The sequence below is a fragment of the Nocardioides sp. genome (assembly GCF_036267815.1).
GTDB lineage: Bacteria > Actinomycetota > Actinomycetes > Propionibacteriales > Nocardioidaceae > Nocardioides.
Genome location: NZ_DATAVI010000081.1, coordinates 15,888 through 29,450, shown reverse-complemented (window position 1 = coordinate 29,450; position 13,563 = coordinate 15,888). Strand labels below are relative to the sequence as shown.

The window sequence follows — 13,563 nt, the reverse complement described above, 5'->3', positions numbered from 1 at the left end:
GCAGGCTCGCGAGCAGCACGTCGGTGTGGTCGTCAGCGCCTGAGCCGCGCTGACCTTCGACACCGGCACCACCAGCAGGACCCGTCGGGCTCACAGACGTCAGGTCGGCCGCTCACCCGCCAAGAGCGAGCCGACCTGACGCAGCCCCGCCAGGTCGTGCACGTCTCCGGCCAGCGCCGGGACCACCGTCGCGGGCACCTGAGGATGCGCCGCCTCGAAGCGGCGCCGTAGCCGCGTCTCCCGGTCCACCAGCCGCACGTGGTCGGCATGGAGCCGCAGCAGGCCCGCCGTCAGCGACTCCGGGTCGGCCTTCCGCAACCGCTGCGCGCCCGCCATCGCCTCGTCGGCGGTCACCTCCCGGGACGGCTCCGGGGTCGCCCGGTTGACGACCAGCCCAGCCAGCGGCATCGCGTCCTCGCTGAGGCGCTCGACGAAGTACGCCGCCTCGCGGAGCGCGTCCTGCTCCGGTGCGGCCACGACCAGGAACGCCGTCCCGTCGGCCTGGAGCAGCGCGAAGGTCTTCTGGGCGCGCTGGCGGAAGCCGCCGAAGAGCGTGTCGAAAGCCGCGACGAACGTCTGCATGTCACGCAGGACCTGGGCGCCCAGCACCTTGGTCAGCGCGCCGGTGACCACCCCCAACCCGACCGACATCAAGCGGGCGGGACCCTTCGCCGGTGCCAGCAGGAGCCGGATGAACCGGCCGTCGAGGAAGCTCGAGAGCCGCTCGGGGGCGTCGAGGAAGTCCAGCGCCGAGCGCGAGGGCGGGGTGTCGACCACGATCAGGTCGTAGGTGCCGTCGCGCTGGGCCGCCTCGTGGATCTGCCCGAGCTTCTCCATCGCCATGTACTCCTGGGTCCCGGCGAAGGAGCTGGAGAGCGCGACGTAGAAGGGGTTCTGGAGGATCTGCGCGGCCTTCTCCGGGCTGGCCTGGCTCTCGACCACCTCGTCGAAGGTGCGCTTCATGTCGAGCATCATCGCGTCCAACGAGCCCTCCGACTCGACGCCCGGGACCGGTCTCGGAGTGTTGTCGAGGACCTCGATGCCCATCGACTGCGCCAGGCGGCGAGCCGGGTCGATGGTCAGGACGACCACGCGGCGTCCGCGTTCGGCTGCCCGCAGGGCGAGCGCGGCGGAGACCGTCGTCTTGCCGACCCCGCCCGAGCCGCAGCACACGACGATGCCGGTGTGCCTGTCGTCGAGGAGGCGGTCGACGTCCAGGGTCCGCCGGCCGGTCATCGGCTGTGGCCCCACCCGGCTCCGAGCCCGGGTCATCGCCTGCGCTCCGTCGTCATCGCGCTCACGCCAGACCCTGCTCGCGGAGCAGGGCCGCCAGCTCGTAGAGACCGCCCAGGTCGATCCCGCCAACCAGCCGCGGCAGCTCGTACGCCGGCACGCCGAGACCCCGCACCAGCTCTCGCTGGCTGTCCTCCAGCGCCCTGCGCTCCGCGTGGTCGCGACCCTCGGTCAGCAGGCCGAGCACGAGGTCTCCGCTCCCGGTCAGGCCCGCGCGGGTGAGGTCGGAGGCGACCTTGCGCTTGGTCACCCTGCCGTTGCGCAGGGCCACGAGCTGGTCCTCGCCGAGGTCACCCGGTCGCACTTGGTTGACCACGACTCCGCCGACCGGCAGGCCGTGGTCACGCAGCTCGGCGATCCCGTCGGCGGTCTCCTGCACCGGCATCTCCTCCAGGACGGTCACCAGGTGCACGGCGGTCCGCTTCGACGCGAACAGCGCCGTGACCGAGTCGGCCTGGCTCTTGATGGGCCCCATCCGCGCGAGCCCGGCCAGCTCCTGGTTCACGCCGAGGAACGCCGCGATCCGGCCAGTCGGCGGCGCGTCCAGGACGACGGCGTCGTAGGTGACGGCGTTCTTGGTGCGGCGGTTGCGCTTCGCGGCCTCGTAGACCTTGCCGGTCAGCAGCACGTCGCGGACGCCGGGGGCGATGGTCGTGGCGAACTCGACGACGCCGAAGCGGTCCAGCGCCTTGCCCGCACGCCCGAGCCTGTAGTACATCGCGAGGTACTCCAGCAGCGCCGACTCCGGGTCGATGTGCAGGGCGTGCACGAAGCCACCGCGCTCGGACCCACCAGCGCCCTCGGCGCCGGGCAGGCCGGTGGCGATCCGGCGCTCGGCGTACGGCAGCGGCTCGACGTCGAACATCCGCGCGATGCCCTGCCGGCCCTCGACCTCGCACAGCAAGACGTTGGTGCCGGTCGAGGCGAGTCCCAGCGCCAGGGCCGCCGCGACGGTCGACTTCCCGGTGCCGCCCTTGCCCGTGACGATGTGCAGGTCTGCCTGCGGGAAGTCGTGGCTGGGCATCCCCGAAGCGTAGGGCGTGGCCGCCACGGTCCCCGCGCAAGGTGAAAAGTTCAGCGGTCTCCTGCGGGACCGCTGACCGGCCGCTACCGTCGAAGACGGGGGAAGATCATGGACTGGAGCAGACTGACGGTCTCCGGTCGTGTCACCGCGTTGCAGAGGGGAATCTGCGCCGGTGTGAGCGACGAGGGCACCGTGTTCACCGCGCGTCTGGGGCTACCGCACCTGGACGCGACGACGTACGACGACCTGCTCGTCGACTCGTTCGGCGTGCTCGGGCTCGCGCCGGGGGACGCCGGCGAGACCTGGCTGACCGGACGCGGCGCCGACGGGCGACTCGCGCTCTGGGCGGTGCGGGACGACGACCCGGTGGCGCGCACGCACTCGCTGGAGGGCGTGGACGCCCTGTGGGCGACACCCGTCCTGGATGCCGGCACCGACCTGATGGTGAGCTGCCACCTGGCGGAGGGCTCGTGGACTCTGCGCGCCCACGGCCTCGAGTCGGCGTTGGCCGGCCAACCGCCGCTGCTGCGCGACCTGCCCCTCTGCGGCAGTCCGGACACCGCGCTGGTGCTCGGCTGCCCGGAGAAGGAGCACCTGGTCGTGGCCGGCAGGCTCGGCGACTCCGGCACCGCCGCCGCGTGGGCGCTGGGCGACGACGACTGGCGACGCATCCACCTCGCGCCGGCGCCGACGCTGCTCACCTCGGTCGCCTACGCGTGGGGTGGCCGGCACACCTGGATCGGCGGCGTGGCCGACGGCCGGGCGAGCGTGCACGAGCTGCTGCCGCTGCCGTTCCGCGGTCCGCTGCGCAGTGCCGCCGTCCACATCCCGGCGCTGGAGCTGGTGGCCCTGCCCGATGGTGGCGGCCGACCGCTGGTGCTCGTGGACGACATCGCCGGTGAGCTGCCGGTGCTGGTCGCGGCGATGTCGCGGGGCAACCGGCTCTGCTGGCACGACGGGACCGAGTGGAAGGCCTACCCGGCGCCCGACGGACCCGTCCGGGCGGCGTGTGCCGCGGACGGCGCGATCCACGTCCTGATCGGCAACGCCGCCTGGTCCATCGAGGACCCGACGCTGGCCTGAGCCCGCCGGAGTCCCCTCGTCCTCCTCGTCCTCCTCGTCCTCCTCGTCGCCGAGCCTCTCGATCTGCATGGCAGGATGCGGCCAGGAGGTGCGTGGATGGACAAGGTCGTGGCGAGCGCTGCCGAAGCGGTGGCTGACATCCCGTCGGGCTCGACGCTCGCAGTGGGCGGGTTCGGGCTGTGCGGGGTGCCCTCGGTGCTCATCGACGCGCTGCTGGAGACCGGGGTCGACGAGCTCGAGGCGGTGTCGAACAACTGCGGCGTCGACGAGTGGGGTCTGGGGCGGCTGCTCATGTCGAGGCGGCTGCGGCGGATGATCTCGTCGTACGTCGGGGAGAACAAGGAGTTCGCCCGCCAGTACCTCCACGGCGAGCTCGAGGTCGAGCTCACGCCGCAGGGCACGCTCGCCGAGCGCATGCGTGCCGGCGGCTCCGGGATCCCGGCCTTCTTCACCGCGACCGGCGGCGGCACCCAGGTGGCCGAGGGCGGCCTGCCGTGGAAGTACGACGCGGCGGGCAACGTGATCGTGGCGTCGCCGCCCAAGGAGACCCGGGAGTTCGCCGTCAACGGCGAGAGCCGTGACTACGTGCTGGAGTCCGCGATCGTGGCCGACTTCGGGCTGGTCCGGGCCTGGAAGGGCGACCGGCACGGCAACCTCGTCTACCGCGAGTCGGCGCGCAACTTCAACCCGCTCGCCGCGATGTGCGGCCGCCTCACCATCGCCGAGGTCGAGCACCTGGTGGAGCCCGGCGAGATCCCTCCCGAGGACGTCCACACGCCCGGCGTCTACGTCCAGCGGGTGGTGGCGCTGACGACGGAGCAGGCAGCCGACAAGAAGATCGAGAAGCGCACGACCCGACCGCGCCCGGCGGCGGCGGAAGGGGCGAGCTGAGATGGCGTGGACCCGTGAGGAGATGGCCGCGCGGGCGGCCTCGGAGCTGACCGACGGCTCCTACGTCAACCTGGGCATCGGGCTGCCGACGCTGGTGCCCAACTACGTCGCCGACGACGTCGAGCTGGTGCTCCAGTCGGAGAACGGCATCCTCGGCGTCGGCGCCTATCCCTACGAGGGCGACGAGGACGCCGACCTCATCAACGCCGGCAAGGAGACGGTCACCCTGCGCAAGGGTGCGTCGTTCTTCGACTCCGCCACGTCGTTCGGGATGATCCGTGGCGGCAAGATCGACGCCGCGATCCTGGGCGCCATGCAGGTGTCGGCCAAGGGAGACATCGCGAACTGGATGATCCCCGGCAAGATGGTCAAGGGGATGGGCGGTGCCATGGACCTGGTCCACGGCGCCAAGCGGGTGATCGTGCTGATGGAGCACGTCGCCAAGGACGGGTCGAAGAAGATCCTCGACGAGTGCGACCTGCCCTACACCGGCCGCGGCGTCGTGGAGCGGATCATCACCGACCTCTGCGTCCTCGACGTCACGCCCGACGGTCTCCGACTGGTGGAGCTCGCCCCCGGCGTGAGCCTCGACGAGGTCCGCGAGAGGACCGAGCCCGAGATCCTCGCGTGAACCCGCTGTCTGCGGTGCGTCCCGGCTCGGCCGTGCGTGGCGCGGGGGTCGCTCTGGCCTGTCTCTCGCCACGCCTGTCGGGCCGTGCCCGCGCCGTCGTCGCGTCGTACGCCGCGGCTTGGCCGCTGGGACATCCCGGCCTTCAGCTGCTGGTGGTCGTCCCCGACGAGGACGAGGACGCCTGGAAGCGCGCCGTACTCCCGATCGCCTCGTCGGGGGCGTCGTGGACGGCGCTGATGCTCGGGGCCGTGTCGGTCGTGCGCCGAAGCTCGCTCCCGGCGCCTGTCGCCGCCGTTGCGCTGGGCGGCCTGGTCGCCGTCGGCGACTCGCTCCTGGTCGAGGTGGGCGAGCGCGCCATGGCCAAGGCCGCCGAGGCGCGCGCTGCCCGCTACGCGGAAGCGGGCGACCCGACCGCCGCTGGTTGAGCGCCTGCGTTCGGTCGGGCTCGTGAGACCACGGGAACCGAAGCCCCCGGGCCGTCACCGGGTCTCGGATCGCCCGTCACGGCTTTCACGGGCTCAGCCGTGGGGCCCGCTCCGGACGGCCGTGACCAGGGCAAGTCCCCCCGCGCAGCACCCCACCGCGAGGGCGGCCGCGAACGCGTCCCCACCGGCTCGCCCGGCGATCGCGAACGCCACGCCCGAGGCGGCGATGGTCGTGGCGCCGCCGAGGGAGTCGGCGATCGAGAGGGCGGCCGAGTTGAACCCGCGGTTGGCATCGCCCGACGCCCCGAGCATGGCGACGCTGGTCCGCGGGTAGGCCAGGCCCATCCCGGCACCGGCGACGACGTAGGCCGCGGCCGCGACCACGGCCGGTGGGTGCTCCCTGACCGAGGCGGTCAGCCCGAGGAGCCCGACGGCCACCAGGACCGCGCCGCCCCGCATCGCACCGGTGTCGCTGAGCGTGCGCGACAGGCGGGCCTGAGCCCAGCTGGCCGCGGACCAGGACAGCCCGACGCCGGTGAGCGCGAGGCCGGCGACGCCCGCGGCCAGGCCCCAGCGGCGCTCGAGGACGAAGATGATGTAGGTCTCGCCGCAGAAGAAGCCGCCGCTGAGCAGGGCGCGGGTGGCGATGACCGCCGGCAGGCCGCGGCGGGCGGTCAGGGTGCCGGGCGGCACCAGGGGACGCAGGGCGACGAGCGCGACCACGGCCGCAGGCACGGTGAGCAGCGCCAGCCCGGCCCGCTTGGACCCGAGCAGCTGGACGGCGAGCACCGCCGCCGCGGAGACCGCGGCCCAGCCGAGCCGCGACCGCGGGGCAGGCGCGCCGTACGCCGGGGCGTCCAGACCTCGCAAGGACGGGGTGATGAGTACGGCTGCCAGGGCGACGAGCACGACGACACCGAGGAACACCCAGCGCCAGCCGGCGATCTGCGCGACGTACGCCGCGACCGCCGGCCCGAAGAGGGTGGGAAGCACCCAGGCCGCCGCGAAGCTGGAGAAGATCGCGGGCCGCAGACCGGGCGGGTAGAGCTGGCCGACGAGGACGTAGAGGCAGACCGTGAGCGCCCCGCCGCCGAGCCCTTGGACGACGCGCGCCGCGACGAGGGCGGGCATCGTCGGCGCCAGGCCACAGCCGACCAGTCCCGAGGCGAACAGGACCAGGGCGAGGGCGAGCGGGACCACCGGGCCGCGGCTGTCGCTCCACCCTCCGGCCGCGACCATGCCGACCACCCCGCTGGCCAGCGGGGCGGCGAAGGCCAGCGAGAAGAGCTGGAAGCCGTGCAGTGCGGCGGCGACCGTCGGCATCACGGTCGTCACCGCCGTCGCCTCGAAGGCCACGAAGGCGCAGAGCGCGAACATCCCGACGGTGGTCGCGGCGTACTGCCGGGAGAGCAGGCGGGGCTCGCCCTCGACGTTCGTGCGCGTTGTCGCCACGGGTCCGGACCCTAGAACCTCGAGCGGGGTCGAGGTCAACGGCGTTCGGCTGCTTCGCCTCGCCCCGCCTCGCCTCGGCCCGGCCTCGGCCCGGCCTGAGGCTGGAGTCCCACGGGTCACACTTCCTGGCCCCAGTTGGCACTTCTTGGGGGCTGCAGCCCCCAAGAAGTGCCAAATCCCCCGCTTCAGCGGGGGATTTGACAGAAGCCGACAGGAAGGGAGGGGTGCGGAGGCTCTGCCTTCGCACCCGTCCCCCGCGGGGGTGTGGCTCGTTGACAGCGCGCGCGCCCCTGTGGTGGGCGCGCAGGCCCCCCGTGGGACCCCGGTCGTCGACTCCCAGTGGTGTGACCGGGGGCCCCACCCCACGCCGACGGTAGGGTCGCGGCCATGGCTGAGACTCAGAGGTGGGAGTACCTCACCGCGCCGATCCTGGTGCACGCGGCGAAGCAGATCCTGGACAACTTCGGCGCCGACGGCTGGGAGCTGGTCCAGGTGGCGCCGGGGATGAACCCGGAGAACATGGTCGGCTACTTCAAGCGACCCGTGGCCGGCTGATGGGTGCGGTCGAGGACCGGCTCGCCGAGCTGGGCCTGGAGGTCCCGGAGGTCGCCAAGCCGGTCGCGTCGTACGTGCCGGCGGTGCGCACGGGCTCCTACGTCTACACGTCGGGGCAGCTGCCGATGCGCGCGGGTCAGCTGATCGCCACCGGGAAGGTCGGAGCCGCGGTCACCGCCGAGGATGCCGCGACGTGCGCGCGCCAGTGCGCGCTCAACGCGCTGGCCGCGGTGAAGGCCGAGCTCGGCGACCTCGACGCCGTGAGGCGGGTCGTCAAGGTCGTCTGCTTCGTCGCCTCCGAGGTGTCATTCACCGGCCAGCCCCAGGTCGCCAACGGGGCCTCGGACCTGCTGGGCCACGCCTTCGGCGAGGCCGGGGTCCACGCGAGATCGGCGGTCGGCGTACCCGTGCTGCCGATGGACGCCCCGGTCGAGGTCGAGATCGTCGTCGAGGTCTGAGGTGCCGGTGTCCCTGCCGCCGCAGCTCCTCGAGCACGCCCGGGAGTTCGCGGAGGGAAGCCGACAGCCGGCCGAGCCTCGCGACGCCGCGACCGTGGTGGTGATGCGTCCGTCCGACGCAGGCCCGGAGCTGTACCTCCTGCGCCGGCAGACCTCGATGGCCTTCGCGGGCGGCATGTGCGCCTTCCCTGGAGGTGGCGTCGACCCGCGCGACTTCGACACCGCCGTGGCGTGGTCGGGTCCGTCGCCGGCGGCCTGGGCCGAGCGGCTCCAGACCTCGCCAGAGCTCGCCCGGGCCCTGGTGTGTGCGGCCGTTCGCGAGACCTTCGAGGAGTCGGGGGTGCTGCTGGCCGGGCCGTCGGCGGCGGAGGTCGTGGCCGACCCGACCGGTGACGACTGGGAGGCCGACCGCCGTTCGCTGGAGACCAGGGAGCTGGCGCTGACGGAGTTCCTGGATCGCCGCGGGCTCGTGCTGCGCACCGACCTCCTGGGCGCGTGGGCGGCCTGGTGCACTCCGGAGTTCGAGCCCCGGCGCTTTCGGACGTGGTTCTTCGTCGCGTCGCTGCCGCCCGGCCAGCGCACCCGCGACGTGTCCACCGAGTCGTCGTCGGTGCTGTGGATGCCGGCCCTCGTTGCCTGCGACGCGGTCGACGCGCAGGAGATCGGGATGATGCCGCCGACCTACGTCACCTGCCTGGAGGTCGGGCAGTACGCCGATCCGCTGGCGGTCCTCGCGGCCGCTCCGGAGCGCGACCTGACGATGTTCACCCCGTCGCTCGATCCCGACGACCGGGTCTCGATCCCCGCCCGGTCCGTGCCGCTGGTGGAGGCCCGGGGTGGGTGAGGCCGACTGGGGCGGTGGCTCGTTCGGGTCGGTGGGGACCTGCGTGCTGGCCCCGAACGCCTCCGCGATGACCCTGGACGGCACCAACACCTGGGTGCTGCGCGCGCCGGGCTCCGAGCGGTCGGTGGTGGTCGACCCCGGGCCCCCCGACCCCGGTCACCTGGACGCCGTGGCGTCGGCTGCCGGAGACGTCGCCGTGGTGCTGCTGACCCATCACCACCTCGACCACGCGGAGGCGGCTCGCGCCTTCGCCGAGCGGGTCGGGTGTGGCGTGCGGGCGCTCGACCCGGCGTACCGGCTCGGCACCGAGGGCCTGGGGGAGGGCGACGTGGTGGCCGTGGGCGACCTCGAGATCCGGGTCGTCGCGACGCCGGGGCACACCGCCGACTCGCTGTCGTTCGTCGTTCCGTCGGAGCGGGCCGTGCTCACCGGTGACACGGTGCTCGGCCGGGGGACGACCGTCGTAGCCCACCCCGACGGTCGCCTCGGGGCCTACCTCGACTCGTTGGACCGGCTCCGCGCTCTGGCCGAGGCGCACGCCGTCGACACGATCTGGCCCGGCCACGGACCGGTCATCGCCTCCGCCCTGCCGGTGCTCGACCACTACATCGCCCACCGGCGCGAGCGGCTCGAGCAGGTCCGCGAGGCCCTCGTCAACCTCGACAGGGGGCCCGACGAGTCCGACCCTGACGGCGACCCGATCCCGCGTCGCGTCGTGGAGGTCGTCTACGCCGACGTCGACCCGGTCCTCTGGCCCGCCGCCGAGCTCTCCGTTCGCGCCCAGCTCGCCTACCTCCGCCACCGTTGAGTTGGCCCGGGGGGCCAACTCAACGAGCCCGGAGGGCCAACTCAACGAGGGGTCAGCGGGCGCGGCGGCGGAGGCGGTCGAGGTCCATGATCACGACGGAGCGGGGCTCGAGGCGGAGCCAGCCGCGGGAGGCGAAGTCGGCGAGCGCCTTGTTCACCGTCTCGCGGGAGGCGCCCACGAGCTGCGCGAGCTCCTCCTGGGTGAGGTCGTGGTGGACATGGACGCCGTCGTCGGCGGTGCGGCCGAACCGGTCGGCCAGGTCGAGCAGCGCCTTCGCCACCCGGCCGGGTACGTCGGAGAACACGAGGTCGGCGTTGACGTCGTTGGCCTTGCGCAGCCGCGAGGCGATCTGGGCGAGCAGCCCGCGCGCGACCTGGGGGCGCCCGTCGAGCCACTTCAGGAGGTCCTCGTGCGACAACGACGCGAACGACGCGTCGGTCACCGCGGTGACCGTCGCCGAGCGCGGGCCGGGGTCGAAGAGCGAGAGCTCGCCGAACATCTGCCCGGGCCCGAGGATCGCCAGGAGGTTCTCGCGGCCGTCGCTGGAGGTGCGGCCCAGCTTCACCTTGCCGTCCAAGACGATGTACAGCTTGTCGCCGGAGTCGCCCTCGTGGAACAGCACGTCGCCGCGCCGGAGCTTGCTCTCGCTGAGGGAGCCACGCAGGGCGGTCGCGGCCTCGTCGTCGAGGGCGTTGAACAGCGGCGCCTGGCGCAGTACCTCGTTGTCCACGACGTCCCTCCATCGCCGCCGCTGCTGCGCCGTAGGTCGGTCGCCGCGGGTCGGTCGACACGATCCTAACCAGTGGCCTAGATCACACGCGCGCGGTGACCGGCCGGGGAGTTCGTCGGTACGCCGCCGTAGGCTGTCGGCGTGTCAGCCGCCCCCCGTGTTGCGACCCCCGAGACCCGCACCGGCCTGGTGCGGCGGGCGCGCCGGATCGACCGCGCCCTGGCCGGCCACTATCCCGGGGCTCGCATCGAGCTCGACTTCGACGACCCGTTCCAGCTCCTCGTCGTCACCGTCCTCAGCGCCCAGACGACCGACCGCCGGGTGAACGCCGTGCGGCCCACCCTGTTCGCGGCGTACCCCGACGCGGCGGCGATGGCGGCCGCCCCGCGGGAGCGGCTGGAGCAGATCGTCGGCCCGCTGGGCTTCTTCCGTGCGAAGACCGATGCGCTGCTCAAGCTCAGCGCCGCCCTGGTCGAGCGGTACGACGGGAAGGTGCCGCCCCGCCTGGACGACCTGGTCACCCTGCCCGGCGTGGGCCGCAAGACGGCGAACGTCGTGCTGGGCAACGCCTTCGACATCCCGGGCATCACCGTCGACACCCACGTCGGCAGGCTCGCCCGTCGCTTCGGCTGGACCGACGAGACCGACCCGGTCAAGGTCGAGCACGCCGTGGGGGCGCTGTTCGAGAGGCGCGACTGGGTGATGCTGTGCCATCACCTGATCTGGCACGGCCGCCGGATCTGCCACGCCAAGAAGCCCGCGTGCGGCGCCTGCCCGGTCGCCGGCTGGTGTCCGTCGTACGGCGAGGGACCGGTCGACCCGGTGGCCGCGGCGAAGCTGGTGAAGACGGAGGGTCCGGCATGAGGCGGCTCCTGCTGGCGCCCCTGACCGTGCTCACCCTCGCGCTCGGCGCCTGCGGGAGCCACGGCTCCGCGACCGGCGACGACGGGAGGGACATCTCGCTGCCGGCGCCCGACGTCGTGGCGACCAAGGCCACCACCGACGTCCCCAACTGCCCGAAGGTCGCCACGACACCAGTCCCAGGCGGGATGCCGGCGATCACGCTGGGCTGCCTGGGCGGTGGCCGGGCCGTCGACATGGCGGGCCTGCGCGGGCCGATGATCGTCAACTTCTTCGCCTCGTGGTGTACGGCGTGCCACGCGGAGATGCCCGCCCTGGCGGCGTTCGCGCGTCACCAGTCGGCCGTCAAGGTCCTCGGCATCGACTTCCTCGACACCCAGCCGGTCGGGGCGCTCCAGCTGGCCGGGCGCAGCCACGTCGCCTATCCGCTGGTCGTCGACGCGAAGGGCTCGCTGGACCGCTCGAGCCCGCTGCCGCACATCTCGGCGATGCCCACGAGTGTCTTCATCGACGCCGCGGGCAAGGTCGTCCGGGTCGATGAGCGGGCCTACACCAGCGAGGCCGAGGTCCGGGCCGCCGCCCAGCAGTACCTCGGGACGAGCGGGTGATCCCCGACTGGCTCCAGCCCGTCGCCCGGGCCGCCGCGGAGATGACGACCGCCGACCTGACCGCCTTCGTGGCTCCCGAGGGCACGGTCGCGCGCCGCGGCGCCGTGCTCCTGCTCTTCGGCCACGACCGCGACCTGCTGCTCACCGAGCGCGCCCACGACATGCGCTCCCACCCGGGACAGGTCTCCTTCCCCGGCGGTTCGATCGATGCCGGCGAGACCCCGCGGCAGGCGGCGCTCCGCGAGGCGGTCGAGGAGACGGGCCTGCGCGCCGACGGCATCGAGGTCTTCGGCGAGCTGCCCGAGCTCTGGCTGCCGCCGAGCAGCTTCGCGGTCACGCCGGTCCTTGCCTGGTGGGCCGAGGAGAGCCCGGTCGGCGTCGTGGACCCCGCCGAGGTGCACGCCGTCCTCCGGGTGCCGGTCGAGGAGCTGGTCGACCCCGCCCATCGGGTCTCCGTGCGACACCCGAGCGGCTGGGTGGGGCCCGGGTTCTTGATCGGTCCCCGGCACGACCTCCTGCTGTGGGGCTTCACGGCCGGCATCGTGTCTCGCCTTCTCGACCACGTGGGGTGGAGCAGGCGCTGGGACGACACCGTCACCAGTGACCTGCCGGCCCACATGCTGCAAGGTGATCCTCGACCGACGCGCTCGGCTCCCGCGCCGACCGAGGCCGGCCAGCCGGCCGAGACCCTCGCACGCCCCTGGGAGCACCCGTGAACCTGCTGGACTGGGTGCTCCTGGTGATCGTGGTCCTGTACGCCGTCTCCGGCTACTGGCAGGGGTTCATCACCGGCGCCTTCGCGACGGCGGGGCTGCTGGCCGGGGGCATCGTCGGGGTGTGGCTCGCACCGACCGTGCTCGGCAACGCGAGCCCCTCGATCCTGGTGTCGCTGGCCGCCGTCTTCATCGTGATCGTGTGCGCGTCGCTGGGTCAGGCGCTGTGCCAGGTGGGGGGCGCCCGTCTTCGCGAGAAGATCACCTGGCAGCCGGTGCGAGCCCTCGATGCGGTCGGTGGCGCCGTCCTGAGCGGGTCCGCGGCGCTGGTCGTCGCCTGGGCGCTGGGCGTGGCGCTGTCCGGCTCCGGGCTGCACGGCATCACGCCCCTGGTGCAGAACTCCGCGGTGCTCGGCGAGGTCAACAAGATCCTGCCCGCCGAGGCGAGCTCGAAGCTGTCGGCGTTCAACGACGTCGTCGGGACGACGTTCTTCCCGCGCTACCTCGAGCCGTTCGCGCCGGAGCGGATCGTGCCGGTGGGGCCGGGGCCGCACCGGATGCTCACCGACCCTGACGTCCAGCGTGCCGGCGCGGGGGTGGTGCGGATCCGCAGCACCAACCGCTGCCACCAGGGGATCGAGGGGTCGGGCTTCGTCTACGCACCCGACCGGGTCATGACCAACGCCCATGTCGTCGCCGGGGTCAGCTCGCCGACCGTCGAGATCCGCGGCACGTCGGTGCCGGCGCGCGTCGTCTACTACAACCCCGAGCTCGACCTCGCGGTCCTGTCACTGCCGACCGGGACGGTGCGACCGCTGCACTTCGACAACGCCACCGGCGGCGAGGGCATCGCCATCTTGGGGTTCCCGCAGAACGGTCCGTACGACGTGCAGGCGGGCCGCGTCCGCGCCGACCAGCGGCTGCGGTCGCCGGACATCTACGGCCACGGCACCGTGATCCGCGACGTGCTCTCCCTGCGCGGGCTGATCCGGCCGGGCAACTCCGGGGGGCCGGTGGTCGACTCGGCGGGCCACGTCGTCGGCGTGGTGTTCGCCGCGTCGGTCACCAGCGGCGACACCGGGTATGCGCTGTCGGCACAGCAGGTCGCGGCGGCCGCCGCGACCGGACGGCTCGCCTCCCGCACGGTCTCGACGCAGGGATGCGCCGCGTAAGGCTGAGCTGAGACC

General features: G+C 73.2%; 16 protein-coding genes. 12 read left to right on the top strand and 4 right to left on the bottom strand.

All coding sequences use genetic code 11. The annotated features are described in order from the left end of the window. Positions 1-99: 99 nt before the first annotated feature. Positions 100-1,272, bottom strand: coding sequence for an ArsA family ATPase (locus tag VHW64_RS17135; RefSeq protein WP_329651790.1), 1,173 nt, complete (start codon positions 1,270-1,272; stop codon positions 100-102). A gap of 25 nt (positions 1,273-1,297) precedes the next feature. Further along, positions 1,298-2,317, bottom strand: a complete 1,020-nt coding sequence (locus tag VHW64_RS17130) for an ArsA-related P-loop ATPase (protein ID WP_329651789.1) — start codon at positions 2,315-2,317, stop codon at positions 1,298-1,300. A 174-nt stretch (positions 2,318-2,491) separates the two neighbouring features. On the opposite strand from VHW64_RS17130, the gene VHW64_RS17125 reads away from it, so the two are divergent. From VHW64_RS17125 to VHW64_RS17110, 4 genes are all read left to right on the top strand, one after another. Then, complete coding sequence (locus VHW64_RS17125) at positions 2,492-3,400, top strand: hypothetical protein (protein ID WP_329651788.1); 909 nt, start codon at positions 2,492-2,494, stop codon at positions 3,398-3,400. Positions 3,401-3,496: 96 nt separating this feature from the next. Then, positions 3,497-4,291 carry a CoA transferase subunit A gene (locus tag VHW64_RS17120; RefSeq protein ID WP_329651787.1) on the top strand — a complete coding sequence of 265 codons (795 nt, stop codon included), beginning with the start codon at positions 3,497-3,499 and terminating at the stop codon, positions 4,289-4,291. Between the two features lies 1 nt (position 4,292). Beyond that, positions 4,293-4,922 (top strand): CoA transferase subunit B, encoded by a 630-nt coding sequence (locus VHW64_RS17115; protein WP_329651786.1) that lies wholly within the window; start codon positions 4,293-4,295, stop codon positions 4,920-4,922. Next, entirely contained in the window at positions 4,919-5,347 is a 429-nt protein-coding gene (locus VHW64_RS17110; RefSeq protein ID WP_329651785.1) for a hypothetical protein, read from the top strand. Before VHW64_RS17115 ends, VHW64_RS17110 begins: the two co-directional genes overlap by 4 nt. A gap of 93 nt (positions 5,348-5,440) precedes the next feature. Here VHW64_RS17110 and VHW64_RS17105 read toward each other — a convergent pair whose 3' ends face one another. Continuing rightward, the gene (locus VHW64_RS17105) at positions 5,441-6,799 is read right to left on the bottom strand and encodes an MFS transporter (RefSeq protein ID WP_329651784.1); all 1,359 of its coding nucleotides are present in this window, start codon (positions 6,797-6,799) and stop codon (positions 5,441-5,443) included. A gap of 387 nt (positions 6,800-7,186) precedes the next feature. Between VHW64_RS17105 and VHW64_RS17100 the strand changes: the two genes are divergently transcribed. The 4 genes from VHW64_RS17100 to VHW64_RS17085 are packed head-to-tail and all read left to right on the top strand — an operon-like array spanning position 7,187 to position 9,464. Then, on the top strand, positions 7,187-7,354 hold the full coding sequence (locus VHW64_RS17100; RefSeq protein WP_329651783.1) for a DUF4177 domain-containing protein: 168 nt from the start codon (positions 7,187-7,189) through the stop codon (positions 7,352-7,354). Next, positions 7,354-7,812 carry a RidA family protein gene (locus tag VHW64_RS17095; RefSeq protein WP_329651782.1) on the top strand — a complete coding sequence of 153 codons (459 nt, stop codon included), beginning with the start codon at positions 7,354-7,356 and terminating at the stop codon, positions 7,810-7,812. The genes VHW64_RS17100 and VHW64_RS17095 overlap by 1 nt, the downstream gene beginning before the upstream one ends. Positions 7,813-7,819: 7 nt before the next feature. Beyond that, the gene (locus VHW64_RS17090) at positions 7,820-8,656 is read left to right on the top strand and encodes an NUDIX hydrolase (protein WP_329651781.1); all 837 of its coding nucleotides are present in this window, start codon (positions 7,820-7,822) and stop codon (positions 8,654-8,656) included. Beyond that, positions 8,649-9,464 (top strand): MBL fold metallo-hydrolase, encoded by an 816-nt coding sequence (locus VHW64_RS17085; RefSeq protein WP_329651780.1) that lies wholly within the window; start codon positions 8,649-8,651, stop codon positions 9,462-9,464. Before VHW64_RS17090 ends, VHW64_RS17085 begins: the two co-directional genes overlap by 8 nt. Positions 9,465-9,516: 52 nt before the next feature. Here the strand turns inward: VHW64_RS17085 and VHW64_RS17080 are convergent, their stop codons facing one another. Further along, complete coding sequence (locus VHW64_RS17080; protein WP_329651779.1) at positions 9,517-10,194, bottom strand: Crp/Fnr family transcriptional regulator; 678 nt, start codon at positions 10,192-10,194, stop codon at positions 9,517-9,519. 141 nt (positions 10,195-10,335) lie between these two features. Between VHW64_RS17080 and nth the strand changes: the two genes are divergently transcribed. From nth to VHW64_RS17060, 4 genes are read left to right on the top strand one after another with little or no spacing between them, the layout of a single operon-like run. After that, on the top strand, positions 10,336-11,058 hold the full coding sequence (gene nth, locus VHW64_RS17075; protein WP_329651778.1) for an endonuclease III: 723 nt from the start codon (positions 10,336-10,338) through the stop codon (positions 11,056-11,058). Continuing rightward, positions 11,055-11,663 (top strand): TlpA disulfide reductase family protein, encoded by a 609-nt coding sequence (locus VHW64_RS17070; RefSeq protein ID WP_329651777.1) that lies wholly within the window; start codon positions 11,055-11,057, stop codon positions 11,661-11,663. Before nth ends, VHW64_RS17070 begins: the two co-directional genes overlap by 4 nt. Next, on the top strand, positions 11,660-12,379 hold the full coding sequence (locus VHW64_RS17065; protein ID WP_329651776.1) for a CoA pyrophosphatase: 720 nt from the start codon (positions 11,660-11,662) through the stop codon (positions 12,377-12,379). Before VHW64_RS17070 ends, VHW64_RS17065 begins: the two co-directional genes overlap by 4 nt. After that, positions 12,376-13,548, top strand: coding sequence for a MarP family serine protease (locus VHW64_RS17060; RefSeq protein WP_329651775.1), 1,173 nt, complete (start codon positions 12,376-12,378; stop codon positions 13,546-13,548). The genes VHW64_RS17065 and VHW64_RS17060 overlap by 4 nt, the downstream gene beginning before the upstream one ends. Positions 13,549-13,563: the final 15 nt, after the last annotated feature.